At 67.3% G+C, this 25,171-nt stretch carries 22 protein-coding genes; 8 read left to right on the top strand and 14 right to left on the bottom strand.

The genetic code is table 11. The features are described from left to right. Nucleotides 1–100: 100 nt before the first annotated feature. On the bottom strand, nucleotides 101–1,165 hold the full coding sequence (locus tag JN22_RS06005; protein ID WP_085553040.1) for a Rieske 2Fe-2S domain-containing protein: 1,065 nt from the start codon (nucleotides 1,163–1,165) through the stop codon (nucleotides 101–103). A gap of 209 nt (nucleotides 1,166–1,374) precedes the next feature. Here JN22_RS06005 and JN22_RS06010 point away from each other — a divergent pair, with 209 nt between their 5' ends. The 4 genes from JN22_RS06010 to JN22_RS06025 are packed head-to-tail and all read left to right on the top strand — an operon-like array spanning nucleotide 1,375 to nucleotide 7,427. Beyond that, a complete protein-coding gene (locus JN22_RS06010; protein ID WP_085553041.1) occupies nucleotides 1,375–3,111 on the top strand; it encodes an FAD-dependent oxidoreductase in 1,737 nt (578 codons plus the stop codon). Nucleotides 3,112–3,163: 52 nt separating this feature from the next. After that, nucleotides 3,164–4,903 (top strand): FAD-binding protein, encoded by a 1,740-nt coding sequence (locus tag JN22_RS06015; RefSeq protein ID WP_085553042.1) that lies wholly within the window; start codon nucleotides 3,164–3,166, stop codon nucleotides 4,901–4,903. Next, on the top strand, nucleotides 4,900–6,612 hold the full coding sequence (locus JN22_RS06020) for an FAD-binding protein (RefSeq protein ID WP_085553043.1): 1,713 nt from the start codon (nucleotides 4,900–4,902) through the stop codon (nucleotides 6,610–6,612). The genes JN22_RS06015 and JN22_RS06020 overlap by 4 nt, the downstream gene beginning before the upstream one ends. Beyond that, nucleotides 6,603–7,427, top strand: coding sequence for a universal stress protein (locus tag JN22_RS06025; RefSeq protein ID WP_085553044.1), 825 nt, complete (start codon nucleotides 6,603–6,605; stop codon nucleotides 7,425–7,427). The genes JN22_RS06020 and JN22_RS06025 overlap by 10 nt, the downstream gene beginning before the upstream one ends. Before the next feature lie 149 nt (nucleotides 7,428–7,576). Here the strand turns inward: JN22_RS06025 and JN22_RS35160 are convergent, their stop codons facing one another. The 13 genes from JN22_RS35160 to JN22_RS35165 all read right to left on the bottom strand — a co-directional run bounded on the left by JN22_RS35160 (nucleotide 7,577) and on the right by JN22_RS35165 (nucleotide 21,435). Then, nucleotides 7,577–9,277: a methyl-accepting chemotaxis protein gene (locus tag JN22_RS35160; protein WP_223677593.1), complete on the bottom strand. Its 1,701-nt coding sequence runs from the start codon at nucleotides 9,275–9,277 to the stop codon at nucleotides 7,577–7,579. Nucleotides 9,278–9,328: 51 nt separating this feature from the next. Further along, on the bottom strand, nucleotides 9,329–9,649 hold the full coding sequence (locus tag JN22_RS06035) for a 2Fe-2S iron-sulfur cluster-binding protein (RefSeq protein ID WP_085553046.1): 321 nt from the start codon (nucleotides 9,647–9,649) through the stop codon (nucleotides 9,329–9,331). A 38-nt stretch (nucleotides 9,650–9,687) separates the two neighbouring features. Continuing rightward, on the bottom strand, nucleotides 9,688–10,896 hold the full coding sequence (locus JN22_RS06040; RefSeq protein WP_247877485.1) for an NAD(P)/FAD-dependent oxidoreductase: 1,209 nt from the start codon (nucleotides 10,894–10,896) through the stop codon (nucleotides 9,688–9,690). Nucleotides 10,897–10,968: 72 nt separating this feature from the next. Beyond that, complete coding sequence (locus JN22_RS06045; RefSeq protein ID WP_085553048.1) at nucleotides 10,969–12,060, bottom strand: hypothetical protein; 1,092 nt, start codon at nucleotides 12,058–12,060, stop codon at nucleotides 10,969–10,971. Between the two features lie 395 nt (nucleotides 12,061–12,455). Then, the gene (locus JN22_RS06050) at nucleotides 12,456–12,929 is read right to left on the bottom strand and encodes a nuclear transport factor 2 family protein (RefSeq protein WP_179166053.1); all 474 of its coding nucleotides are present in this window, start codon (nucleotides 12,927–12,929) and stop codon (nucleotides 12,456–12,458) included. A gap of 65 nt (nucleotides 12,930–12,994) precedes the next feature. Next, nucleotides 12,995–14,080 carry an alkene reductase gene (locus JN22_RS06055; protein WP_085553050.1) on the bottom strand — a complete coding sequence of 362 codons (1,086 nt, stop codon included), beginning with the start codon at nucleotides 14,078–14,080 and terminating at the stop codon, nucleotides 12,995–12,997. A 221-nt stretch (nucleotides 14,081–14,301) separates the two neighbouring features. Next, on the bottom strand, nucleotides 14,302–16,230 hold the full coding sequence (locus JN22_RS06060; protein WP_085553051.1) for a flavin-containing monooxygenase: 1,929 nt from the start codon (nucleotides 16,228–16,230) through the stop codon (nucleotides 14,302–14,304). 430 nt (nucleotides 16,231–16,660) lie between these two features. After that, nucleotides 16,661–17,155, bottom strand: coding sequence for an Lrp/AsnC family transcriptional regulator (locus JN22_RS06065; RefSeq protein ID WP_085553052.1), 495 nt, complete (start codon nucleotides 17,153–17,155; stop codon nucleotides 16,661–16,663). Then, complete coding sequence (locus tag JN22_RS06070; protein ID WP_085553053.1) at nucleotides 17,152–17,634, bottom strand: Lrp/AsnC family transcriptional regulator; 483 nt, start codon at nucleotides 17,632–17,634, stop codon at nucleotides 17,152–17,154. Before JN22_RS06070 ends, JN22_RS06065 begins: the two co-directional genes overlap by 4 nt. Nucleotides 17,635–17,733: 99 nt before the next feature. Then, a complete protein-coding gene (locus tag JN22_RS06075) occupies nucleotides 17,734–18,564 on the bottom strand; it encodes a sugar phosphate isomerase/epimerase family protein (RefSeq protein WP_085553054.1) in 831 nt (276 codons plus the stop codon). A gap of 9 nt (nucleotides 18,565–18,573) precedes the next feature. Next, nucleotides 18,574–19,344, bottom strand: a complete 771-nt coding sequence (locus JN22_RS06080; protein ID WP_085553055.1) for a fumarylacetoacetate hydrolase family protein — start codon at nucleotides 19,342–19,344, stop codon at nucleotides 18,574–18,576. Beyond that, complete coding sequence (locus tag JN22_RS06085; RefSeq protein WP_085553056.1) at nucleotides 19,337–20,167, bottom strand: alpha/beta fold hydrolase; 831 nt, start codon at nucleotides 20,165–20,167, stop codon at nucleotides 19,337–19,339. Before JN22_RS06085 ends, JN22_RS06080 begins: the two co-directional genes overlap by 8 nt. 35 nt (nucleotides 20,168–20,202) lie before the next feature. After that, entirely contained in the window at nucleotides 20,203–21,435 is a 1,233-nt protein-coding gene (locus tag JN22_RS35165; protein WP_211099578.1) for an acyl-CoA dehydrogenase family protein, read from the bottom strand. Nucleotides 21,436–21,607: 172 nt separating this feature from the next. On the opposite strand from JN22_RS35165, the gene JN22_RS06095 reads away from it, so the two are divergent. The 4 genes from JN22_RS06095 to JN22_RS06110 all read left to right on the top strand — a co-directional run bounded on the left by JN22_RS06095 (nucleotide 21,608) and on the right by JN22_RS06110 (nucleotide 25,164). After that, entirely contained in the window at nucleotides 21,608–22,402 is a 795-nt protein-coding gene (locus JN22_RS06095) for an SDR family oxidoreductase (RefSeq protein WP_085553058.1), read from the top strand. A gap of 157 nt (nucleotides 22,403–22,559) precedes the next feature. Then, a complete protein-coding gene (locus tag JN22_RS06100) occupies nucleotides 22,560–23,477 on the top strand; it encodes a VOC family protein (RefSeq protein WP_179166054.1) in 918 nt (305 codons plus the stop codon). A gap of 2 nt (nucleotides 23,478–23,479) precedes the next feature. Further along, nucleotides 23,480–24,355 (top strand): CoA transferase subunit A, encoded by an 876-nt coding sequence (locus JN22_RS06105; RefSeq protein WP_211099579.1) that lies wholly within the window; start codon nucleotides 23,480–23,482, stop codon nucleotides 24,353–24,355. A gap of 11 nt (nucleotides 24,356–24,366) precedes the next feature. After that, complete coding sequence (locus JN22_RS06110) at nucleotides 24,367–25,164, top strand: CoA-transferase subunit beta (RefSeq protein ID WP_085553451.1); 798 nt, start codon at nucleotides 24,367–24,369, stop codon at nucleotides 25,162–25,164. Nucleotides 25,165–25,171: the final 7 nt, after the last annotated feature.

Below are 25,171 nucleotides of genomic sequence, written 5' to 3' on the forward strand. Positions count from 1 at the left end.
CAGAATGATGCCGTGAAGCGGCGTGCGCCCCGCGCAATCGAGGGACGCACGCCGCCGATCCGGCAGCTCCGCTCCGACGGTCGATGCGTCCGGCGCCCGGTCAGTCCACGAGCTGCCGCTGCGCCGGCATGTCGCGGACGCCATAGGTGCCGTTGGCCAGCGACTGGTACTTCTCCGCCTCGGCCCGCGGGTTGTAGAACTGCTTGTACCAGACCCGCGCCTTGGAAAAGGCGCCGTCCCCCGGAACGGCGAGCGGAGTGATGCAGGCACGCTTGTTGGCCCAGATCTCGAAATCCTGCGCCAGCGCCGCGAGACTGCCGGCCTGCTGCCGACGCGCCGGCTCGACATCCCCGTCGGTGGCCACCGGCTTGCCGGAATTGACCAGCAGGCCATGCCATGCCTTCAGCGACCCGTCATCCACCGGAGTGTGCGCGATGTACATCACCGCGTGCCCACCATTGAAATAGGACAGCAGGATGCCCGGCCCGATGTAGAAGGTGTCGGTTTCCAGCATGACGCCGGGCGCCAGGGCGCGATGGTAGGCGCCCTGATACTGCCGGACCTCCACCCCGCTGATCACGTTGTTGAAATACTCGGCCGGGCCGCCATGCGTCGGCCCGAGATGGGCGACATCGGTGATGTTGTCGACGATCTCCTGGGGGTGGCACGGCAGCATGCCGAGCCGGTCGATTTCCCACCGCACATAGGACGGGTTGTCCCATTCGGGAATTGCCGGCAGATCGAAATCCGGCTCGCCGCCTTCCGGGTCGTGCCACGTGTAGAGGCAGCCGTAACGCTCCTGGAGGGGCCAGCTGCGCAGCTTGGCCGCCGCCGGGGGCTTGGCTTTCGAATAGGGAATGTCGTTGCAGGCGCCGTCGGCGCCAAAACGCCAGGCGTGATAGGGGCAACGGATCGACTCGCCTTCGACCTGCCGCTTGTCGTGAATGACGTAGGAGGTGGTGTTCTTCGCCAGATGGGCGCCCATGTGGGGGCAGTAGGCGTCGACCATGTAGGCCCGCCCGCTCTCACCGCGATACAGCACCAGATCCTGCCCGAAATACCGGACAGCCAGCGGCACCGACGTCACCTCCGCCGAATCGGCGACCATGAACCACCCGCGCGGAAAGGTGAACGCCCCCAGACCATACTCCGCAGAACCCGCCATGACGGCCTCCCTCTTTGAATTCTCCGATGCGCAGGCGCACCTTTATCCATGACACTAGCACGGCTATTGTTTTCCGCGAAATACGATTCTATTGGGAAATTTTCCGTCATATGCGTATTTTTGGACGGAGCGGATCATTATCCTGCCGACCCTGGCACGGGAACGGCGGGGGCGCGCCAACAGAAAAAAATCCAGGGACGGAAACGACGATGAACGGCGATCAGGAATGGGAACGGGACGTCGATGTGCTGGTGGTGGGCTCCGGTGCCGGCGGCATGCTGACGGCGCTGGTGGCCGCCAGCCGGCAGGCCGATGTGCTCATCATCGAGAAGAGCGACGAGTATGGCGGAACCTCGGCCACCTCGGGCGGCGGCATCTGGATTCCCAACAGCCCGCTCGCGCCGGCCAACCAGCACCAGGACAGCCCGGAAGAGGCCTTCCGCTACATCCGCCATCTGAGCGACGCGAGCGTGCCCGACGAGAACATCCGCGCCTTCGTCCGCTGGGCCCCTGAAATGCTGCGCTGGGTGACCGACAACACCCCCGTGCGCTATCACAGCCTGCCCTACACCGATTACCACGCCGAGGTTCCCGGCGGGAAACTCGGCCACCGCACGCATCTGCCGCTGTCGATGGACGGCCGCCTGCTCGGCGCCGACATGCTGGCCCTGCGCCCGACCTCGCCGGCCGCCAGCCTGTTCGGCATGATCAACTGGCAGTTCACCGAGACCTTCGCCCTGCTGTTCCGACCCAGGGGCTGGAAGCGCACCTTCCTGCGCATGGTCGCGCGTTATTACGGCGACCTCCCGCAACGGCTGCGTTCGCGCAAGGACCGTTTCCTGACGCTCGGCACCGCACTGATCGGCGGGCTTCGGCTGACGGCAAAACGGCTCGGCGTTCCGCTCTGGCTGGGCACGCGGCTGGTCGAACTGGTCGAGAAGGACGGGCGCGTGCTGGGCGCGGTGGTCCGGCAGGGCGACCGGACGCTGCGCATCAGGGCCCGCCGGGGCGTCGTGCTGGCCGCCGGCGGTTTCGAGCGCAACCCCGACATGCGCGCCCGCCACCTGCCCGCCATCGCGACCCCGACCGTCAGCGGCTCGCAGGAGAACAACACCGGCGACTCGATCGTCGCCGCCACCGCCGTCGGCGCGGCGACCATGAACCTCGACATGGCGTGGTGGGCGCCGGTCTTCTCCATTCCCGGCGAGAATCGCGGCCGGCTTTGCACCATCGAACGCGCCCTGCCCGGCTGCATCGTCGTGAATCAGGCCGGGCGCCGTTACATGAACGAAGCGGCGTCCTACCACATCGTCGGACGCCGGATGATCGACGCCGACAGACCCGACGCCCGCAGCATCCCGTCCTGGCTGGTGTTCGACGCCGCCTACCGCCGGAAATATCCGGTCGGCCCGATCCTGCCGCTGGTGCCGGACTGGGCGCTGTCCGTGCCCATCCGCTCGATCCTCAAGAAGGCGTCCAGCCTCGACGAGCTGGCGCGCGCCATGGACGTGCCGCCCGACGCTCTGGCGGAGACGGTCTCATCCTTCAACGCGGGCGCGCGCGAAGGGGTGGATCCGGCCTTCCAGAGAGGCGCCGCGGCCTATGACCGCATGTATGGCGATGCGCGGGTCCAGCCCAACCCGTCGCTCGCCCCCATCGACCAGGGACCGTTCTACGCCATCCCCCTGCATCCCGGGGACATCGGCACCTGCGGCGGGCTGGCGACCAACGCCAACGCCCAGGTGCTGGGGTTCGACGGATCGCCGATCGGCGGCCTCTACGCCGTCGGAAACAACGCCGCCTCGGTGATGGGCGGCAGCTATCCGGGCGCCGGTTCCACCCTGGGACCGGCGATGACCTTCGGCTTCGTTGCCGCGCGGCACATGACCGGCGCCAACGACCTGGCCCACGATCTGGCCGATAACTTGGCCGGCGACCGGGGCTGAGCCGCACGGCCTTTTGAAGGCGTGCTTCCGTATCGAACGAGGGGACACTCCTGTGAATGATGAGAACGGCACGCAATTCGACGTGATCGTGGTGGGTTCGGGTGCCGGCGCCCTGTTGGGCGCGATCCGGGCGGCCGAGCGGGGCCTCAAGCCGCTGGTGATCGAGAAATCCGACAAGGTGGGCGGCACCTCCGCCGTTTCGGGCGGCGGCATCTGGATTCCGTGCAACGACGATCAAGCCAGGGCCGGGGTGAGCGACAGCGTCAAGGACGCCTTCCACTACGTGAAAACCTGCGCGCGCGGCATGGCCAGCGACGACCGGGTTCTGGCCTATGTCGAGACCGCCAGCGTGATGGCGCGTTATCTCGGCGTCATCGGCGTGCCCTATCGCTGCATGCCGCTCTACGCCGATTACTACCCGCCGCTGCCCGGCTCCCGCCCCGGTGGGCGGACCATGGATCCGGTCGATTTCAACGCGGCGCGCCTCGGCCTCGACGGGCTGGCGCTGCTGCGTCCGTCCAACCCGGGTCAACTCCTGTTCGGGCGGGTGAATCTCAACAGCTTCGACGCCCACACCATTCTGTCGCAGGGACCGGGATCGGTCACGACGGTGCTCAAGGCCCTGCTGCGCTACGCCACCGACTATCCCTGGCGGCTGAAGAGCCGGCTGGATCGCCGCATGACCGGCGGTCAGGCGCTGGTCGCCGGCTTGCTTGCTGCGGCGCGACGGCAGGGGATCCCGATCCGGACACACTGCGCCCTGCACTCCCTCGTCGTGGAGAATGGCCGGGTCGCGGGGGTGGTGACGCGCCGCGACGGCCGCGACGCCCGCGTGATGGCCAAGCGGGGCGTGCTGCTGGCCGCCGGCGGCTTCGAGCGCAACCAGCCGATGCGCGAGCGGCATCTGTCCAAGCCGACCGACCAGCGCTGGACAGCCACGCCGGTCGGCTGCAACACCGGCGACGCCATCCGCGCCGGGGCCGACGTCGGTGGCGCGCTGCACATGATGGCGCTGAGCTGGGGTGTGCCGACCATCGAGGTGCCGGGCGAGGAGAAGTTCCGTGGCGTCTTCGTGGAACGTTCGATGCCCGGCTGCATGGTGGTCAACAGCCGCGGCGACCGCTTCGTCAACGAATCCTGCCCCTATCCCGAGTTCCAGCAGGCGATGCTGGCCGACCATGCCGTCACCGGCGGCGGTGTTCCCGCCTGGATCGTCTTCGACAGCCGTTTCCGCGCGCGCTACCCGATGGGTCCGCTGCTGCCGAAAAGCGTCATGCCCGACGGGAAGGTGCCCGGCGCGTGGTGGGGCAACGCGGTTTGGAAGGGCGACACGCTGGAGGCGCTGGCCGCACGGATCGGCGTCGACGCCCAGGGCCTGCGCCGCAGCGCGGAGCGCATGGGCGGTTTCGCCCGCACCGGCAAGGACGAGGATTTCGACCGGGGCGGCAACGTCTTCGACCGCTACTACGGCGACGTCACCGTCGGGCCCAATCCGAACCTCGGCCCCATCGACAAGGCCCCCTTCTACGCGATGAGGCTTTGGCCGGGCGACATCGGCACCAAGGGCGGCCTGCTGACCGACCGGGAAGCCCGCGTGCTCGACCAGGACGGGCGGGTCATCCCCGGCCTTTACTGCGTGGGCAACAACAGCGCCTCGGTGATGGGGCCGTCCTATCCGGGAGCCGGTTCGACGCTGGGGCCGGCAATGACCTTCGCCTTCCGCGCGGTCGCCGACATGCTGGACGAGCCGATCCCCCTGACAAACACCGACCTGCTGGGGAGCACGCCGTGAACACGACCCAGGACACCGTGACGCCGGTCCTGCCGCCACTGCTGGTGAAGCCGGGACAGGCCGTCGATTGGCAGGCCGAGACCGACGTGGCCGTCGTCGGCTGGGGTGCCGCCGGAGCCTGCGCCGCCATCGAGGCGCGCGCCGCGGGAGCCAGCGTTCTGGTCATCGATCGCTTCACCGGCGGCGGCGCCAGCGCGATGTCCGGCGGCGTCGTCTACGCCGGAGGCGGCACCCGCCATCAGCGCGAGGCCGGTTACGACGATTCACCCGACGCGATGTTCGACTATCTGCGCCGGGAGGTGAACGGCGTCGTCAGCGACGCGACCCTGCGCCGCTTCTGCGACGGCAGCGTCGCGACCCTCGATTGGCTGGAGCGGCAGGGTGTGCGCTTCGGCTCGACAATGCCTGACCACAAGACCTCCTACCCGCCCGACGGCTGCTATCTCTATTATTCGGGCAACGAGGTGGTGCCCGCTTATCGTGGCGCCCATGGCGCACCGGCGCCACGCGGCCACCGGGCGGTCGCGCGCGGCCAATCCGGCGAGACGTTCTACGCCGCGTTGCGCGACTCGACGCTGAAGGCTGGCGCCACGCCGCTGACACAGGCGACGGTGCGGCGTTTGGTGTGCGAGACGGACGCCGATGGACGCCCCGGGCGCGTCATCGGCGTGGAGGTCGCGCGTTTGCCGCCCGACACTCCGGCCGCCCGACGCCATGCCGAACTCGACCGCCAGTCGGCGCGCTGGCGGCTCTACCGCCCCGCCAAGGCCGACGCCTGCCGCCGCGCGGCCGCGCGCATCGAAAGGGACGCCGGGCAACCGATGCTCGTGCGCGCCGACAAGGCGGTGATCCTGTCAACCGGGGGGTTCATCTTCAATCCCGAACTGTGGCGCCAGCACTCCCCCCACACGACCGGCGGGCTGCCGATCGGCGGTGCCGGCTGCGACGGAAGCGGCCTGCGCTTGGGCCGGAGCGTCGGCGCGGCGGCCGGCGCGCTGGACAACATCTCCTGCTGGCGCTTCATCACCCCACCGGCCGACTGGCCGAAGGGGCTGGTCGTCAACGGCCGGGGCGAGCGCTTCTGCAACGAGCAGGTCTATGGCGCCACCCTGGGCCACGCGGTGGTCGAGGAGCAGGGAGGCAAGGCGTGGCTGATCCTCGACTCCGCTCTTCGGCGCAAGGCGCTGCGCCAGTGCCTGTTCGGGCGGCTCTGGGCGTTCCAGTCGCTGCCGGCGCTGATGATGATGCTTCTCGGCGCGGTCAAGGCGCCCGGTCCGGAGGCCCTGGCCGCGCGGATCGGCGCCGATCCGTCCGCCCTGCGCGACAGCATCGCCGCCGCCAACGCGGCAGCGCGCGGCGAGCGGGAGGATCCGGTCGGCAAGGCGCCGGAGATGCGCCACGCGCTGACCGGCACGCTTTACGCGCTTGATGTGTCCATCGCCGCGCCGATGCTGCCGATGGCGGTCCTGACGCTGGGCGGGCTGGAGGTGGACGAGGAGACCGGGCAGGTCCGCGACACCGGCGGGCGCGGCATCGCCGGGCTGTACGCCGCCGGCCGGGCCGCCGTCGGGCTGCCATCCTCACGCTACGTCAGCGGCCTGTCCTTGGCCGATTGCGTGTTCTCCGGACGCCGCGCCGGTCGGGCCGCCGCAACCACCCCTCGACAGAGCGCCCCAGCCCCAAGCAAGAGAGACGCCTCATGCCCCTGAAGAGCATCCTGGTCCATGCCGATGACGCCGAAGGCGCGTCGACCCGGATCGAAGCCGCCGCCGCCCTGGCCGGCGCGCACGAGGCGGTCCTGACCGGCCTCTGCGTGCGGCCGTCCATGGACCTGTCCTACGTCGCCCAGACCTTCGCCGGACGCTCCCTGACCGACACGCTGAAGAAGGCGACCGACGAGATCGCGGAACGGGCCAGGTCGCTGTTCGAGCGCCACGCCGCCGCGCACCCGAACCGCCGCTGGCTGGAATCGAGCGGCGCCGTCGCGGAGGAGATCATCGCGCAAGCGCGCTACAGCGACCTGATCGTCGTTGGCCCATCGGACGCCGACCAGCCGGGAAGCCGCCGCCTGTGCGGCCAGCTGGTGCTGGGGTCGGGCCTGCCGGTGCTGATGGTGCCCCAGCGTCCGACGGCGCCGACGCTGGGGCGGAGGGTTCTCATCGCGTGGAACGCCAGCCCGGAATCGGTCCGCGCCATCCGCAGCGCTCTGCCGATCCTGAAGAAGGCCGAGACGGTGGAGGTGATGATCGTCGTCGCCGGCACGCCCGACCGGTCGGCCCCGCCGGCGGGCGCGCCGCTCCTCGACTACCTCGCCATCCAGGGGGTTTCGGCGAGCGTGAAGCTGATGACGCTGGACGACGTGCATGGCGTCGCCGGCTCCATCCTGGCACGGGCCGGCGGGATCGGCGCCGATCTGGTCGTCATGGGCGCCTTCGGCCGCTCGCGGCTGCGCGAGGCCATGGTCGGCAGCACCACCGGCAAGCTGCTCACCAACCCCGGCCTTCCGCTGCTCATCTGCCATTGACGCAGAAAATGGCGGCCGGCCTGCTCCCCCAAGCAGGCCGGCCGCCAAAAGCGCTCCTTCCAACACCGCCCCCAAGCACTGCCCCCCGAACACCGCTTGGTGCCGGACGTCAACCGGGCCGGTCGAAGCGCTTTTCCCGACTGGTTGGTTCAGGCCACCTGAACCTCGCTGATGAAATCGTGCAGGTCCCCCCGCAGGCGGTCGGCCTGGGAATGAAGCTTCGAGGACGCTTCCAGAATGTGCGATGCCGCGACACCGCTGGCGATCGAAGCCTGGTTGACGTCGCCGATGCTGTGCGACACCTCCTCGGTCCCGAGCGCGGCCGCACGGATGCTGCGCGCGATCTCGTGGGTGGTGCCGGCCTGCTGCTCGATGGCGGCGGCGATGACCAGCGAAATCTCGGTCAAGCGGGAAATCGCCTGTGAAATCTCCTGGATCGCCTGCCCGGTCCTGTCGGTCAGCCCCTGCATCTCGTTGATGCGCGCGTCGATGTCGTCGGTCGCCTTGCTGGTCTGCGAGGCCAGCACCTTCACCTCGCCGGCGACGACGGAGAACCCCTTGCCGGCTTCCCCCGCCCGCGCCGCCTCGATGGTCGCGTTCAGCGCCAGCAGATTGGTCTGCTCCGCGATCCCGGAGATCAGCCGGACAACCTCGCCGATCTTCTGGGCGCCCTGGGTCAGCTGCCGCATCGAGTCCACCGCCTTGCCCGACGCACCAACAGCGTCGGTGGCGATCTGGCGCGAACGGTCGACCTGGACACTGATCTGCTGGATCGATGTGGACAGCTCCTCGCTGGCCGCCGCGACGGTCTGCACGTTGGTGGAGGCCTGCCGGGCGGCGCCGGTGGCGACTTCCGACTGGTGGCGGGTGCGTTCGACCGTGCCGGCCATGCCGCTCGCGTTCTCCTGCATCGCGGTGGCGGACCGGGCGACCGCCTCGACCACGCCGCCGATCTTGGCCTCGAACATCCCGGCCATCTGCGCGATGGCGGCCCTGCGGCGACTTTCGGCCTCCGCCTTCATCGCGTCCTGCTCGGCCTGGAGGATTTCAAGACGGGACTGGTTGGCCGCAAAGGCGCCGAGCGATGTCACGATGATCCCCAGCTCGTCACGGCGGGCCAGACCGGCGATGTCGACGTCGTTGCTGCCGTCGGCGAGGCGGCGCGTGACCTCGGCGATGGCACGGATCGAGCGGATCGTCTTGACCGCGATCAGGATCGCGACCGCGACCAGCACGCCGAACCCTCCGAGCGCGATCAGGATGAAATCGCGCCGCGCCTCCGACGCGCCGGCGCCGGCCCGTTCGCCCATGTTGCGGGCTTCCTTCTGACCGGAGTCCACGATGCGGCGGATGCCGGCGACGACCGCCTGCCCGTTGTCATCCAAGGGCAACAGGAAGGTTGCCGCGGCGTTGACGTTGACGGCCAGCATCTGCGACGCGGAATCGACGACGACCTTGTACCCGGCCACCAGTTCGATCACCCGCGCCAGATCGTCACGCTGCTCCTCGACGGCGTAGTCCGCCGCGAAGGCGTGCAGCCGCTCGCCAACGCCATCGACCCGCTTGCCGAGTTCCGAAACCACGCTCTGCACGTCGTCGATGGATCCCGGATCGAGCGACTGCATGGCGGCGACGCGGTAGAGCGCCGCGTTGACGTCCAGAAGCTCCTGGAGCGCCGCGTTCAGCAACCCGACACCATCGACCGCGAGCCCGACGATCCGCGTTTGGCTGTCGGCCTGGACCGAGAGCGTGCGCGAACCGGACAGCAGCATCAGCGCGACCATCAACGCCGCGATGGCCGGACCGATTCCCAGCTTGACACTGAATGGCCAGTTCGAAACCGACCTCACTCGCTTCAGCATGTCCGCTCATAGCCCCGCAGGTTCGGGTGTTGGCCGGCATCACCGCTGCGACACCGGCGTGTGGAGGACGAGCCCGTCAAGGTCCGCCGTCACGCGGATCTGACAGGAGAGCCGCGAGCGCGGTTGCGGATCGACCGCGAACTCCAGCATCGCGGTTTCCGCCTCCTCCGGAGGACTCAGCCGTTCGAACCAGTCCGCGTCGACGATGACGTGGCAGGTCGCGCAGGCGCAGGAGCCGCCGCAATCCGCGTCGATCCCCGCCACGCCGTTGCCGACGGCGGATTCCATGACGCTCTTGCCGATCTCGGCCTCGACCGTGTGACGGTCGCCGGCGGCGGAAACAAAGGTGACGGTGGGCATGGGATCAGATTTTCCTGGAACGACGGCCGGCGGCTGGATCAGCCGGCGACCTCCTTGATCGACAACGCGGCATCGGCGACACGTTCGGGGGAAAGCACCCGGCGCTGACCGATCCACTGCCGGCCGATCATGAATTCGCCCGGCAGATTGACCGCTTCCACGGCCACGAGGACGCCATCCTCCATCAGATGGAACACGGCGAACCTGCCCTCGGCCGGGTTTCCACGCACGACGCGACGGACGGCTCCGAACGGCAGGCCGGCGATCTGTAGTTTGGTTTCATACTGATCGGACCAGAACCACGGCACTTCCGGCGCCGGCGGCGGCTTGCCGCACAAGTCGCAGGCGGTTTGGCGGGCCTGTTCCAGCGCGTTCTGCACGTTCTCCAGCCTGCCCTCGCGACCGTAGAGCGGCAACGGCCGGCGCGTGATGTCGCCGATGGCATGGATGGACGGATCGCTGGTGCGGCAGGCCTGATCGACCAGGACACCGTCCCGGCAGTCCAATCCGGCGTCGATCGCCAGCGCCATGTCGGCCACGGCGCCGATGCCGACCAGCACCAGATCGGCGTCGATCCGCCGACCGTCCCCCAGCTCCACCGCGGCGACGCGTCCGCCCCGCCCCCCGATCGCGGCAACCTCGGCCGACAGCGCGAACGCCACGCCGCGTTCCTCGTGCAGCCTCCGAAAGAAGGCGGAGATTTCCGGGCTGGCCACACGGGCGAGCGGCCGCTCCTCGCGCTCCACGACCGTCACCTCGAGACCCAGGCTCCGCGCCGCCGACGCCACCTCCAACCCGATGTAACCGCCGCCGACGACGGCCAGGCGCGTGGCCGTGCCCAGCGTCAGTTTCAGCCGGTCGGCGTCGGCCAGGCCGCGCAGGGAAAGGACGCCCGGCAGGTCCGCTCCGACGACCGGCAGGACGCGCGGGCGCGTTCCGGTCGCCAGGATCAGCGCGTCGTAACGCAACCGCCCTCCATCGGCGAGAACCACCTCGCAAGCCCGGCGGTTGATCGCCACCACGCGGGTGTCGACGCGCAGGTCGATGCGCTGCTGTGCGTAGATCTCGGGCTTGCGGAGAAGCAGCCCGTCCAGGGCCGCCTCGCCTTTCAGCCAAGCCTTCGACAGCGGCGGGCGCTGGTAGGGAGCCAGCGGCTCCTCGCCCAACAGAACCACCGGCCCGAGCCAGCCCTGCTGCCTCAGCATCGTCGCGACGCTTCCGCCGGCATGACCGGCGCCGACGATCACGACGGTTCCATCCAGACTGGTCATTCCCTCACCCGCATCGCCACGGATCCCCGGCCGTCAGCGGCCACGCGCTCAGGCCGCCTTCGCGCCCGCGAGGTTCAGCCCGCACACCGGCGCCTCGGCCGGGTACTCGGCCGGCCGGCCGACGTCGTAAGCGGCGTTCAGCGTGCGGATGAAGACCGGGTCGGCAAGCGGATTGGCCGGCGGATCGATGGCGATGCCCTTGGATCGGACGTCCTTGATCAGCGTCTCGAAGACCTGGTCGTAGCTGAGATCCGCCGTGCGATCCATGTTCCTCTTCAACTCGGCATAGTCCTCGAACACCTCGGCCGACCAATGAACCAGGAAACGCAGCTCGTCGGTCGAATGGCGCGCGATGACCCTGTCGCCGGTCTTGACCAGCCACTGGTTGCGGTCGGAGGGATCCCCTTCGAACACGCTGTCGAAGCCCAGGCCGGCCGGGCGGCGCTGGTCGAGCGGGCCGTTGGCCTCGCCGCGGTGGATCATCATCTCGTTCTGCACCACGACGCCACGGTTGTAGACCGGCGGCATCAGGCGCTCCGGCTTGGCCAGCGGCCCTTCCGGCCAATAGGTGAAGCCGCTGTCCGGGTCGTGCGAGAACCAGGTGATGACCTGGGCCATCTTGATCAGGTAATCCCGGAACAGGCCCGACTTGCCCATGACGCTGCACAGCCAGGTCGGCGCGCTCTCATAGCGGACGCCGCGGAAGCTGGGCGTGTCGAGATGGCCCGGATCGGTGTTGGCGCAGGGACCGTTCACGTTGAACAGCATCATCTGCGGCTTGGCGTATTGGGCGTTCCAATAGGACTTGGCGTGATTCAGAAACTGGTCGTTGTAGAAGCAGTCGTTGATTTCCGGGTACAGCGACGTCGAGTAATTGGCGTAGAAGCCACGGAAGGTCGGGGTCAGAAACATGTCGAGGGTGGGCGTCACGCCTTCCGGCATCGCGCCCGACAGCGTCGCGATCAGGGCGTCGGCGGACGAGAAATGCTGGGCGATGATCAGCTTCCAGGCACCATTCCGGTGGACCACGTCGAGCAGACGCTCGCGCTGATCGTCGGTGTAGACGTTGTCCAGCTGGCGCGGCGGCGCCACGGGACGCAGGATCTTGGAGAGATGCTCCCTACGGGCTTGGCTGTTCATCGTTTGCTCCCTTTGGACAGGGCGGTTCGGCTTGCACGCCGCCCTCGATGTTTGCGACAGGTGACGGAGATGCATCGCGTCACGGTTCATGACCACAGACAAATCAATGAATGCGTTTTCTACTCAGTGACAAATTTCGCAAACACGCGAACTGCCGAAGATGAAATCCGGCCTTCAAGCAGTTTTTCCGACAACGGTCACCGCCTCGGTCCTCACAGGCGCCCATCCATGGGACGGCCTTCCAGTGGACGCGCGGGGTCGGCAACGGGAAGCATTTTCCACCCGCCTTTTCCGCGGCCTGCGATGATGGACCGGATCCGAGCGTTTCCGGCCCTCCGCATTGTTCTAACTACACACAATCCTGCGCGGCGATCAAGTTGTAAGTGAATGCTTAGTTACATATAGCCCAGGGAATAATCGTCGGGCATCCGGACCTCATCAAGCTGGGCGATCGATTCCTGCGTCCAGAAGGCCCGCAGCGAGGTGAGGCGGTGCTGGCCGTCGAAGCCGAGAACTTCGTGAATGGTCATGGCGACGGGAGGCTGCCCGTCCTTGGTCATGCGCATGACGAAACGGGCCAGGGCTTCCGAGCCGCAGGGAATGAACAGTTCCAGCCGCGGGTCGAACGCGTAGCCGGCGCCTTCGGCGTCCGCCCAGAAACGGCGCACCGCCGTCATGCCGCGCAGCACCGGCCCGCCCACGGGATCCTCGACGACGGCATCGGACACGAACAGGGCGGCACGGGCTTCCGGATCGCCCGCGCGCCAACTCCCCAGATAAGCCTCGAACACGGCGCGCATCCGGGCCGGATCCCCGGCCCGCGTGCCATGCAAAAGCGCCGCCGCCATTTCGCTCGCGCTTGTCGACATGATAACCTCCATCAATCGGTTGCGGACGGCGCTTCACCGCACCCGCCTGCCTGTCCATCCCGCCTTCAGGCCGGAACGGCGGTCCGCGCTTGAGCGGCCAGAGTGGGATAGTCGATCAGACCCGCGGGGCCGCCGGCGTAGAAGGTGCGGCGGTCCGGTTCATTCAGCGGCCCGCCGGAGCGGAAGCGCTCGACCAGATCGGGGTTGCTGATGTAGAGGCGCCCGAAGGACGCCGCGTCGGCCAGCCCGCCGTTCAGCATCCGCCGCGCGCTCTCCACCGACAGCTCGTTGTTGCCGATCACCGGGCCGTTCCAGTACCGCCTCACAAAGGGCAGCGGGTCGAGTCCGGGGATCGGCGTGTTGATGACATGGACATAGGCAAGGCCGAGACGGTCGACCGCCAGCAGCAGGGCCCTGTAGGTTTCGACCGGCTCGTCGTCTTCCATGTCGTTGAAGCGGTTGCCGGGAGAAATGCGGAAGCCGACCCGGCCCGGACCGATCGCCGCCGCCATCGCCTCCAACGTTTCGATCACGAAGCGCGCCCGGTTTTCCGGCGAACCGCCGTAACGGTCGGTGCGTCTGTTCGTCCCGGTTGCCAGGAACTGCATCGGCAGATAGCCGCTGGTGCAATGCAGTTCGACCCCGTCGAAACCGGCGGCGCGGGCGTTGCGGGTGGCCGTGGCCTGTTCGTCGACGACGCCCGCGATCTCGTGGGTTTCCAGCGCGCGCGGCATTGGGCAATCCGACATGCCGGCCGCCGTGTAGATCCCGTGACGGCTGGGAACGGCCGATGGCGCGACGGTTTCGGCGCGCGGGTCCTTGTTGCCCACAGCCCCCACCCGGCCGCAATGCATGAGCTGCATCACGATCGCACCGCCGGCGTCGCGTACGCCCCGTGTCACCCGGCGCCAGCCCTCGATCTGCACCGGATCGTGGATGCCCGGCGTGCGATAGTACCCCTTGCCATGAATGCTGGGCTGTACGCCCTCGCTGACGATCAGTCCGGCGCTCGCCCGCTGGCGGTAATATTCCGCGACATCCGCGGTTGGCTCGTCCTGATCGCCAGCGCGGCAGCGTGTCATGGGAGCCATGACGATCCGGTTGGACAGAGCGAGGTCGCCCAACAGCAGGGGAGAAAAAATATCGATCATGGATCAGCTCCGGTTGGCAGACGGCCTCGGGCGACGTTCCATCCTGGCGCCGCGCCGCATCGCGGAAACCAGCGGCCGCCTTCACAATGATGATGGCGACATCAGGTATATGCGTATTAATTGAGTGCTACTATAACGCATATCACGGCCATCTCCACGCAAAAAACGGAAAATCAGCAACCCCGCAGGCAATCGGTTCCGGCGATCACGCCCAGCCAATGTCACGCGATGGTGAAATGCTCCGCGACGGGCGCCCGCGTGCAGGTCCAGTAATCGACCAGGCGGTAGGGCCAGGACAGGAAGGGCCGGCCCTTGCGGTTGTTGTAATAGCTTTTCGCCTTGGGATGGGTCCAGATCATCTCGGGCAGACGGCGGTCGATCTTCTCGTTCCAGGCAATGTAGGCCTCACGGGTCGGCTCGATGGTCTTGCCGCCCTTGGCCATCATCAAATCCAGGCATTCGATGATGTAGTTGATCTGGGTTTCCGAGATCAGGTTCTGTCCGGCGGCGTGATTGGGCGCGCTGTTGGGGCCGACCGTGAGAAAGAAGTTCGGATAGCCCGGAACCGTGACTCCCAAATAGGCGCGCGGATCGTCGCCCCATTCCCGGCCCAGGTTGCGCCCGTTGCGGCCAACGATCTCCATCGAACCGACCATGTTGGAAACATCGAAGCCGGTCGCCATGACGATCACGTCGATCTCGTGCTCGGTGCCATCCTCCATCCGTATGCCGTTGGGCAGGATACGCGCGATCTTGCCGGTTTCCAGATGGACGTTGTCGCGCTTCAGGGCGTCGAACCATCCGGCGTCGAGCACGATCCGCTTGGAGAAGACCGGAAAATCCGGCGTCAGCTTCTCGATCAGGTCCGGACGATCGGCAAATTTGCTGTGCATGTAGCCCAGGCAATACTGGCGCATCGCCTCGTTGTGGGCCGACACCGACGGCGAGTCGGCCGGCCAGTCCGGATCCTTGACCACATTGACGAACAGCCCGTCGGCCGCCGCCCAATAGGTGCGAAAGCGGAACCATTCCCGGTAGTGCGGAATATGGCGCAGGGCCCAGCGGGTTCCTTCGGTGACGGCGGCGGCGATTTCCGGATTGTGGAGGACCCAATGCCTGGAGCGCATGAAGACGGTGAGGGCTTCCACCCGTTCGGCGATGGCTGGAACCAACTGGGCCGAACTGGCGCCGGTGCCGATCACCGCAACCCTCTTCCCGTCCAGACCGACCGAGGAGTTCCAGGCCGCCGTGTGCATCTTGGCCCCCTGGAATCCGTCCAGACCGGGTATCTCGGGCCAGGACCAGCGGTTCAGCGGCCCGTGCGCGTTGATCACCGCGTTGGCGGTGATCAACGTCTCCGTCCCATCCGCATGGCGCACGGTCACGGCCCAAAGCCCCGCCGCCTCGTCGAACCGGCAGGCGACCACCCGTGTGTTGAAACGGATGTTCCGCCGCAGATCATAGGTGTCGGCCACACGCAGCAGGTAGGCCTGCATTTCGTGGCCCTTGGGGTAGTGGGTGGTCCAGTCGGTGTTGATTTCGAAGGAATAGGAGTAGAAATGGCTCGGCGTGTCGACGCCAACGCCGGGGTAGGTGTTCTCGTACCACGTACCACCGACCTCCGGGTTCTTCTCGATGATCACATGGTCATAGCCGGCCTCGCGCAGCTTGATGCTGGCGGCAAGTCCGGTCAAACCGGCACCGATCACCAGGACGCTGAAATTCTCCGGCGGCGCCGCGCGGCCGGATCGCTTCAGGCGCGGCAGCGGACGCTCGAACCCCATCTGTTCGAGAAGAAGCGGCAGATATTCGTCGTCGACCGGTTCGCCGACACCGACGCTCATCATCCTCTTCATCAGGGCGACGGGCAAAGCTCCGGTCGCCTTGGGAACCGGACGGGTCAGCACCTCGGCCAGCCTGTCGCGCAGCTCTTCCGCAAGGTCGGTGGGAATGTCGCTGGGGCGGCCGGAGAAAACGGGATGGATGCAGGGCGCGAAACGGCCGAGCATCGCCTCGTCCTGTGTCAGGTGCACATAGACCATGAGAAGCGTCTGGAGGTTCGCCTCGGCAAGGGCCTGCCGCAGGCCGGGCGAATCCTCAAGCGGCAGAACACGCTCATCCCGCGGCTGTTCGATCGAGTCCTTCGGCATCGTCTCTCCTCCTCCCGATGGGCGGCCCTGGGATTGCGTCGCCGGTCGCCGGAAATTTGTTAGTGCTTACTTACTATATGTTTGCGTCACTAGCAAGCATATCGCCATGGCGTGGCCCGACCTTCGTACGTCGCAGGCCCGTTTTCTTTCTCCGCCTGGGGTATTTCGGCGACAGAGGAATGATATGCGCAGAATGGAATGGACACTCCCCTCCACCACGGGCCCCGCTCCGGTCCCGGCGGGAGCGTGAAAGCAGCGGCCTTATCGTCGCCGCGCTCGATCTTCTGAAATCCGAGGGGATGACAACTTTGTCCCGTCACGCCGGCTGGCACGGGCATCGGCGGCGGTCGTCAACGGCCATCGATGGATAAATTCTTGATCCGACGATCGGCATCACGCCGCCGGCCCGACAGGCCGGCGGCGTGACACTCTATTCCTCGACGTCGGCCGCGTCTTCGCTGCGGGGGATTATGCGGGCCATTCCAGCGTCGTACTTGATGCTGTGGACCGAAACCGAGACGTCGACCTGACGGATTCCGGGAAGGATCTTGATCCGCGAGCTGACGAGGTCATGGACCTGCTCCAAGCTCGTGAACAATCCCATGGCCATCAGGCTGTAGCGGCCGAGCAGCACCATGACGCAGCCGATCGCCGGAATGGCCGACAGTTCGGCGGCAAGTTCCGGCACACGGCCGGGGTCGGCATGGATCCCCATCATCACCAGATTGGGCGAGCCCGCCATGCGGAAGCTGGTGACGACGGTGAACTGGATCAGCCCATCGTTCTGAAGGCGCTTGATGCGGGAGCGGATCGTCCCCTCCGTCACCCCCAGTTCACCGGCGATCTGCCGGTTCGACGAGCGGCCATCGCGGCCCAGCGCTTCGATGATCCGGTGGTCGAGGTCGTCGAGTTTGCTGGTGCTCATAGGGGCGCCACATTGAATTCGAACTTGACGATGTCGGCGGCTATGCCCGGATTGATCTCGCTGATTCCCGGAATCCGCGCGACATGATCGAGGAGGAAGGTGTTGATCTCCTCGAATTCATGGAGGATGACCAGCATTTCGATGTCGTAGGCGCCGTTCATGATGTGCAGGCTGAAGACCTCCGGCAACTCGGCGAGATCGCGCGCCACGTCGGTCACCAGCCGCCCCAGAACTTTGACGCCCGTGGCAATCAGCATGTTGTAGCCATGAGCCGCGAAATCGGCCACGGCCACCACCTTCATGGCCTTGCTTTCCTCCAGCCGGTGCAGGCGCGCGGAGACCGTTCCGGCCGTGATCGACAGACGTTCGGCGATCTCCTGGTTGGTCGCCCGGCCGTTCGACCGCAGAATGTCGATGATCGCCTCATCGACCGCGTCGAGTCCGGTCGAGGTCGACCGACGCCCCTTTCTGATCTGCATGAAAACCCTTATGTATGATCGCCAGCGTTGCCATTGCTACGCAATGTACCAACATATCGTCGGTATCGCGACCGTTTTCGCTCCGAAACGACCCCAATCCTATCGGGGTGGCATACCGGCCGGGGGCCATCCCAACGCCGTTCGGGTCATCGCGACGGCCGCCGTGGCCCGTTCGATGGGCGGGAGTCCGGCGACCAGGGCGTCCTCCCGGGGAATCTCGACGGTGACGGGGACGCCGCCGGGAAGAGCCGCGACGAAACCCGCCACATCGAACACGCCCTGCCCCGGCAAACGCCTCTGGGTCGCCGCCTCGAGGATCAAGCCTTCGGAGGAGACGACGGCAGGACCGTCGCAAAGCTGGGCGACCAGAATCGACACGGGGGGGACGGCCGCAACATCGGCCACGCCGCCGCCCGAGCGCATCAGATGCAGCAGGTCGAGCGTGATGCCGACCCGGCCCGGCCGGCCGACACGGTCGACCAGATCGCGGGCGGCCCGCAGGCTGGCGATCTGCGACGGCGGATAGAACTCCACCGCCACCCGCAGGTCGAGTCCATCGGCGATTTCGCAGAAGCCGGCGAAGACATCGGCCCGGCGGTTGGTATCCCGGTCGTAGAGAAGCGCGTTGACGCTGTCCGCTCCAAGTTCCGCTGCCGCTTCGAGCCCCGCCAGGAAATCGTCAGGCGCGGAGCGGCCGTTGAGCGTGAAGGGATAGACGAGATCGACCGCGACGCCGAGATCCCGACAGCGCGCGTGCGTCCGGCGGCGCGCGGCGCGGTCGGTGATCAGGTCGAAGCGCGGCATGCGGGGCAGAACCTCCATCGATTGGAGGAACAGGCAGATGCCCGCGCAGCCGACCTGCGCCGCGACCACCGCAAGCTCCTCCGGGACGGTGTCCACGACCGTCAGGTGATCGAGCGAAAGGCGCATGATCGGGACTCAGACGAAGCGGAGGGAGCAGGCACCGACCCCATGCAGATCCATCTCGAACAGATCGCCACGCGACGCCGGGGCCAACGGGACGAGGCTGCCCGACAGGATCACGTCGCTGGCGTCCAGCGTGACGCCGTGGACACCCAAGGTGTTGGCCAGCCACGCCACCGCCTCCAGCGGCGATCCCTGCACCGCCGAACCATAGCCTTCGGACAGGGGGGCGCCGTTCTTGCGCACGGTGACCTTCAGGTTGGGCAGATCATGGTCGCGCGGATCGGCGCGCGCCTCGCCGAGCGCGAAGACGCCGCAGGACGCGTTGTCGGCCACGGTGTCGACGATGGCGATCCTCCAGCCGTCGATGCGGCTGTCCACGATCTCGAAGCAGGGCGCGATGGCCTCGGTGGCGTCGAGCACATCGGCGGCGGTCACGCCAGGCCCGGCCAGCCGCTTTTTCAGGATGAAGCCGATCTCGGCCTCGGCGCGCGGCTGGATCAGACCGCAGGCGTCGATGTCCACGACCCCGCCCCGAACCCACATGCGGTCGGTGAGGAAGCCGAAATCGGGCTGGTGGACCCCCAGCATGTCCTGCACGGCCTTGGAGGTGACGCCGATCTTCTTGCCGACGATCCGCTCGCCGTCGCCCTGCCGCCGCTCCATCACGGCAAGCGAGACGGCATAGGCGTCGTCGATGGTCAGCCCCAGCCCCCGCTCCGACAGGGGGGGGACGGTGGTCCGGCCGCGCAGGGCGCGGTACAATTCGTCGGCGTGGTCATTCATCGCGATCAGCTTTCAGAAAATCGATCGAGTAGCGGTTGAACTCCCTGGCCCGTTCGACCTGGACCCAATGGCCGACGCGGTTGAAGGTCATGAAGCGGGCATCGTCGCAGGCCTCCAGGAAGCGCTTGGCGCCGCTTTCCGGCAGGAACTGGTCCTGCAACCCCCAGAATCCGAGGATCGGCATGCGCAGTTCGCCCAGACGGGGCGCCAGATTGGGGGTGCGCATGCGGACCAGCACATCCTTCGGCTGGGTCCGCGCAACCGCGAACCGCTCCGCCACCAGTTCGTCGGTGACATGGACCGGGTCATAGACCAGAGCGGTGGCGAGCCGGCGCTGGTCCTCGATGGTGAAACCCGCCCCGCCGAAATCGCTCACCATCCGGGCGATGCCGGGCATCGCGAAATAGACCTCGCGCTCCTCGATGCAGCCGGGCGACATCAGGATCAGACGATCGATGAAGCCGGGATGGTCCAGCGCCATCTGGATCGCGATGCCGCCCCCCAGCGAATTGCCGACCAGGGTCGCCTTGTCCACCCCATGGGCCAGCAGCGCCTCATGAAGCGTGTCGGTGAACAGGGCCAGCGTGTAATCGATGCCCTCCGGCTTGGACGACGCGCCGTAGCCGATCAGGTCCGGCAGAAGAACCCGGTAGCCGGCGTCGACAAAGGCGTCGATGTTCCGGCTGAAGTTGGATGCGCCGCTGGCACCCGGTCCGCTGCCGTGGATGAACACCACCGCGGGTCCCGAACCGGCCTCGTTGACGCAGATTTCATACCCCGACCCCAGCGTGTGCCGGGTCGTCGTGATGGGGGCCTTTGCCATGTCTTGCTCTTTCCCTCCCTGTCGTCGCGCCACCGTCAGAGGAACTTGAAGGCCGGCCCCTCGCCGAGCAGGCTGTTGGTCAGGTCGGGGCCGAAATTGTTGGTGTCGTTGGCGACGTGCGCGCGCGCGGCCTTCAGATCGAGCCAGGGCTGGACGATCGGGCTCGACGTGTAGATGGCGCGGCCGCCCAGCATCGGCAGCAGGTCGTCCACCAGATCCGAGCAGCGGCGGACGACGCTGGCCGACTGGTAGCGGTAGAGGGTGCGCTTGTCCATCGGCACCTCCTGCCCGGCCTCGGCACAGGCCAGCATCGCGTCCATGTTGCGGCTCAGGACGGCTTCCATCTCGTCAAGCTGGGCGTAGGCGCGGGCGATGCCGTTCAGCAGCAGGGGATCGGCCTTGGAGACCTTGCCGGTGTTGGTGGAGACGCGCTCCTTCATGATGGTGAGCGCGGCTTCGACGGCGGTGCGGGTGCCGCCCAACGCCGATGTGGAAACCAGACGCAGGAACAATTGCGCCCAGGGCAGACGGAACAGCGGAGCCGCGTTCTCGACCTGGCCGGGGTTGGTGCAAAGGAAGCCGTCGGACGCCTTGTGGGTGCGGTGTTCCGGAACGAAGGCCCGCTTCACCACGATGTCCTGGCTGCCGGTCCCCTGAAGGCCGAAGACATTCCAGCCGTCCAGGATCGTGTAGTCCGAGCGCGGCACCAGGAAGGTCCTCATGTCGGGGGCGTCGCCGTCCTTTTCCGGCGGGATCACCGCGCCGAGCAGGACCCATTGGCAGTGGTCGCAGCCGCTGGAGAATCCCCAATGACCGCTCAGATGGTAGCCGCCCTCCGTCCGCTCGATCTTGCCGACCGGCTGGTAGGAGGAGGACACGAGGACGCTGTCGTCCGCACCCCAGACATCGCGCTGCGCCTGATCGGGAAACAGGGCGATCTCATAGGGATGGCCGCCCACCACGCCCAGCACCCAGCCGGACGACATGCAGCCATGGGCGATGATCTTCTGCACCTCGAAGAACACGTTGGGGTGCATCTCGTAACCGCCCCAGCGGCGCGGTTGCAGGATGCGGAAGAAGCCCGCGGCCTGGAACTCGGCGATGGTCTCGTCCGGCACCTTCCGCTCGGCGACGGTGCGGGCGGCGCGCCCGCGCAAGGTCGGGATCATGGCGCGGGCGCGCTCCACCAGTTCGGCGGGCGTGACGTCCGCGGCGGGCGCCGCGGCGCTGGACGATGAAAGGGATTGGGAAGCGCTGCTTGGGACCACGGTCGGGATTCCTTGGTTGGGGTGACGCCTTCCGGTCGGCCGTCATAGCATCCTTCGTAGGATGTGATACATTTATCTACGCAAATCGATAATTCATCAAGCGTCAACTCGCCGATTTGCAGCAATCTATCGACCATCGAGCCAAACCGTTCATCAGCGCCAGGAGAGCGTCTTGCCCGACCAGCAGCCCCTTTTCACCCTTCCCGGCCGCGTCGCGATCGTCACCGGCGGCACCCGGGGCATCGGCCGCAGCATCGCCGAAACCCTGCTCAACGCGCAGTGCGAGGTGGCCGTCTGCGGCCGCCACGAACCGGCCTCCCTGCCGAGCGTCAACGGACGCACCGCCAGCTTCCACGCCTGCGACCTCCGCGACGCCGGCCAGGCACGCGCCTTCGTCGATTCGGTGGCGGAGCGCCACGGCCGACTGGACATACTGGTGAACAACGCCGGCGGCTCACCCCAGGCCGACGCCGCGACCGCGTCTCCGCGCTTCTCGGAGGCCATCCTGGCGCTGAACCTGCTCGCCCCGCTTCATGCCGCCCAGGCGGCCAACCGCGTCATGGCGACGCAGGAAACCGGTGGCTCCATCATCAACATCGCCAGCGTCTCCGCCATCCGCCCGTCACCGGGAACCGCCATCTACGGCGCCGCCAAGGCCGGCCTGCTCAGCCTGACCCGGAGTCTCGCCCAGGAATGGGGACCGGCGGTGCGGGTGAACGCCATCGTCGTCGGTCTGATTGAAACGGAAAACGCGGAAGAGACCTATGGATCGGCCATCGCCCGCGATGCCATCGCCTCCTCTTTGCCGCTGCGCCGCATGGGCCGGGGCGACGACGTCGCCGCCGCGGCGCTCTATCTTGCCTCGCCGCTTGCCGCCTATGTCAGCGGGGCGCAGCTGAACGTCGACGGCGGCGGCGAGCGCCCGCTTTTCCTCGAGATCGTGAAATCGTACGCGAAGCCGGACTGAGCAGCGCATTCCTCTGGCGCACCGAGGATTCTATGTTGATTTGCGTTGCAAACTAGCCATGATATCCCGCATATTCGTTAAATCGGACCTGCGAAAAGCCGCGTTCGCGCAGAAAACAGGCTCGCGGAAAGCAGGCCATCCGGAAGGGAGCGCGTCGATGAAAGTGAAATCGCTTGGCTATGTGGTGATCGAGACCCGCGACCTCGCGTCGTGGTCGCGTTTCGCCACCGAGACACTGGGCCTGATGCCGGCTCCTTCCCCGCACGAGGATGTGCTTCTGTTCCGCATGGACGACCGGCCGTTCCGCTTCTGGATTCAGCGCGGCGAGCGCGACGCGTTCGTCCGTCCCGGCTGGGAATTCGCCACGGAAGAGGCGTTCCGCGCCGCGGTCGAGCGCCTGGGCGCCGCTGGCCGGCCCGTGGAGCTTGGCACCGCCGCCGAGGCAAAGGCCCGGCAGGTGGCGGCGATCGCCCGCTCGTCCGACCCCGCCGGCTACGAGCTGGAAATCTATCACGGCCGCTTCCTCGACTACGCGCCGTTCCAGTCGCCGTCCGGCGTCAGCCGCTTCGTGACCGGCGAGGCTGGCGAGCTTGGGCTCGGGCATGTCGTCCTGGCCGCCCTGAACTTCGACGACGTCCACGCCTTCTACAAGGACGTTCTGGGTTTCGGCGACACGGACCTCGGCCGCTTCTTCCTGGCCGGCGGCGGCGCGGACGATCCCGGAGTCGGCTTCGCCTTCCTCCACGCGCAGAACGCCCGCCACCACAGCCTGGCGCTCGGCCAACTGCCGCCCAACGAGTCCCGCCTCGTCCACATGATGGTCGAGGTCGCCAGCGTTGACGACGTCGGCCGCGCCCTGGAGCGTGCCCAGAAGAACGAGGTCCGCATCTCCAGCACGCTGGGCCGGCACGTCAACGACAAGATGCTCTCCTTCTACATCCGGTCGCCCAGCGGCTTCGACATCGAGTACGGCTGCCACGGGTTGCAGATCGACCCCGCCACCTGGGTCACCACCACCAGCCTGCCGGTCAGCGACTGGGGCCATGTCTGGGCTCGTCCCGAAAGCGAGGGTTGATCATGCTCGACAAACGCATGACGATCGACGGCATCGTCGATCAACTGTCCGATGGCATGACCATCGGAATCGGCGGCTGGGCAACCCGGCGCAAGCCGATGGCTCTGGTCCGCGCCATTCTGCGGTCGGGCGTGAAGGATTTGACCGTGGTCAGCTACGGCGGCCCCGATGTGGGGATGCTGGCCGCCGAGGGGCGCATCGCCAAGCTGGTCTTCGCCTTCGTGTCTCTGGATCATCAGCCGCTCGATCCGCATTTCCGTGCCGCCCGCCAAGCGGGCCTCGCGGTTCTGGAAATGGACGAGGGCATGTTCCACCTCGGTCTGCGGGCCGCGGCGATGCGTGTGCCGTTCCTTCCGACCCGGATCGGCGCCGGCACCGACCTCCTTCGCAACCCCTATTTCAGGACCGTCTTCAGCCCGTTCCCTGACGGCGAGGAGTTGGTGGCGGTGCCGGCGCTCAAGCTCGATGTGGCGCTGCTGCACGTCCATCGTTCCGACCAGCGCGGCAACGCGCTGACCTTGAGCCCGGATCCGCTGTTCGACGAGCTGATGGCCCGTGCCGCCGACAAGGTCTACGTCACCGCCGAGAAGATCGTACCGACGGCGGATCTCGACATGGCCGCGAACGCGCGCTTCAATCTGTGCGAGCGCAGCCTGATCACCGGCGTGGCCGAGGCGCCCTTCGGCGCCCATCCGACCAGCGCCGACCCGGACTATCACCTCGATCCCGGCCATCTCAGGACCTACGTCGAGAGCGCCGCCTCGCCGGAAGCCTGGGCTTTGTACCGGAACTCCTTCATCGGTGTCCGGCCGGACGCCTATCTCGACGCCGTGGGCGGAACCGGCCGGATCGCCGCCCTGCCCAAGCCTGTCTATTGAGCGAGGCGACCATGACCACGCCCCCCTACTCCCTGGCCGAACTCCTCATCGTGGCCGCCGCCGAAGCGTGGCGCAACGATGGCGAGGTGATGGCGACCGGCATCGGCCCCCTGCCCCGCCTCGGAGCCGCGCTGGCCAAGACGACCTTCAACCCGGCCCTCCAGACCACCGACGGCGAGTGTTTCTACACGTCCGAGCCGGTGCCGCCCGGCCCGCGCCAGAATCCCGCGCCGGAGATCGAGGGCTGGTCGCCCTACGACCGCGTCTTCTCCACCCTGTGGGGCGGCAAGCGGCACGCCATGGTGGCGCCGGTGCAGATCGACCGTTTCGGCCAGACCAACATCAGCGTGATCGGCAGCCACGACAAACCGAAATCGGCGATGCTGGGGGTGCGCGGTTTTCCGGGCAATTCGGTCCATCACCCGAACAGCTTCTTCTTCGCCTCCCACACCACCCGCAGTTTCGTGGCCGGCGAGGTCGATTTCGTGTGCAGCGCCGGTTACAACCCGATCCGTTACCTGCGGGGTTCGCCGCCGCGCGGGCTCGACCTGCGGATCATTGTCACCGACCTCGCGGTGCTCGATTTCGGCGGCCCGGAACACGCAGTCCGCGTCGTCAGCCTGCATCCCGGCGTCAGCTTCGATCAGGTGCAGGACAACACCGGCTTTCCGCTGGTCCGCCCCGACGTCGTTCCGACGACCCCGGCCCCGACCGCCGGGCAGCTCGACCGGATCCGCCGGCTCGACCCCAACAACGTGCGCAAGAGCGTGTTCAAGGGCGATCCGCCCGGCGACCGCCGGCCCGGGTGAGGTGCAA

It is taken from the genome of Azospirillum agricola (assembly GCF_020005195.1).
In the GTDB taxonomy this organism is placed as follows: Bacteria; Pseudomonadota; Alphaproteobacteria; order Azospirillales; family Azospirillaceae; genus Azospirillum; species Azospirillum agricola.

Bases quoted from the DNA above. Each gene is read 5' to 3' on its own strand.
- JN22_RS06005 (WP_085553040.1), bottom strand. From the start codon at position 1,165: ATGGCGGGTTCTGCGGAGTATGGTCTGGGGGCGTTCACCTTTCCGCGC.
- JN22_RS06010 (WP_085553041.1), top strand. From the start codon at position 1,375: ATGAACGGCGATCAGGAATGGGAACGGGACGTCGATGTGCTGGTGGTG.
- JN22_RS06025 (WP_085553044.1), top strand. From the start codon at position 6,603: ATGCCCCTGAAGAGCATCCTGGTCCATGCCGATGACGCCGAAGGCGCG.
- JN22_RS06035 (WP_085553046.1), bottom strand. From the start codon at position 9,649: ATGCCCACCGTCACCTTTGTTTCCGCCGCCGGCGACCGTCACACGGTC.
- JN22_RS06045 (WP_085553048.1), bottom strand. From the start codon at position 12,060: ATGAACAGCCAAGCCCGTAGGGAGCATCTCTCCAAGATCCTGCGTCCC.
- JN22_RS06050 (WP_179166053.1), bottom strand. From the start codon at position 12,929: ATGTCGACAAGCGCGAGCGAAATGGCGGCGGCGCTTTTGCATGGCACG.
- JN22_RS06055 (WP_085553050.1), bottom strand. From the start codon at position 14,080: ATGATCGATATTTTTTCTCCCCTGCTGTTGGGCGACCTCGCTCTGTCC.
- JN22_RS06060 (WP_085553051.1), bottom strand. From the start codon at position 16,230: ATGCCGAAGGACTCGATCGAACAGCCGCGGGATGAGCGTGTTCTGCCG.
- JN22_RS06065 (WP_085553052.1), bottom strand. From the start codon at position 17,155: ATGAGCACCAGCAAACTCGACGACCTCGACCACCGGATCATCGAAGCG.
- JN22_RS06070 (WP_085553053.1), bottom strand. From the start codon at position 17,634: ATGCAGATCAGAAAGGGGCGTCGGTCGACCTCGACCGGACTCGACGCG.
- JN22_RS06075 (WP_085553054.1), bottom strand. From the start codon at position 18,564: ATGCGCCTTTCGCTCGATCACCTGACGGTCGTGGACACCGTCCCGGAG.
- JN22_RS06080 (WP_085553055.1), bottom strand. From the start codon at position 19,344: ATGAATGACCACGCCGACGAATTGTACCGCGCCCTGCGCGGCCGGACC.
- JN22_RS06085 (WP_085553056.1), bottom strand. From the start codon at position 20,167: ATGGCAAAGGCCCCCATCACGACGACCCGGCACACGCTGGGGTCGGGG.
- JN22_RS06100 (WP_179166054.1), top strand. From the start codon at position 22,560: ATGAAAGTGAAATCGCTTGGCTATGTGGTGATCGAGACCCGCGACCTC.
- JN22_RS06105 (WP_211099579.1), top strand. From the start codon at position 23,480: ATGCTCGACAAACGCATGACGATCGACGGCATCGTCGATCAACTGTCC.
- JN22_RS06110 (WP_085553451.1), top strand. From the start codon at position 24,367: ATGACCACGCCCCCCTACTCCCTGGCCGAACTCCTCATCGTGGCCGCC.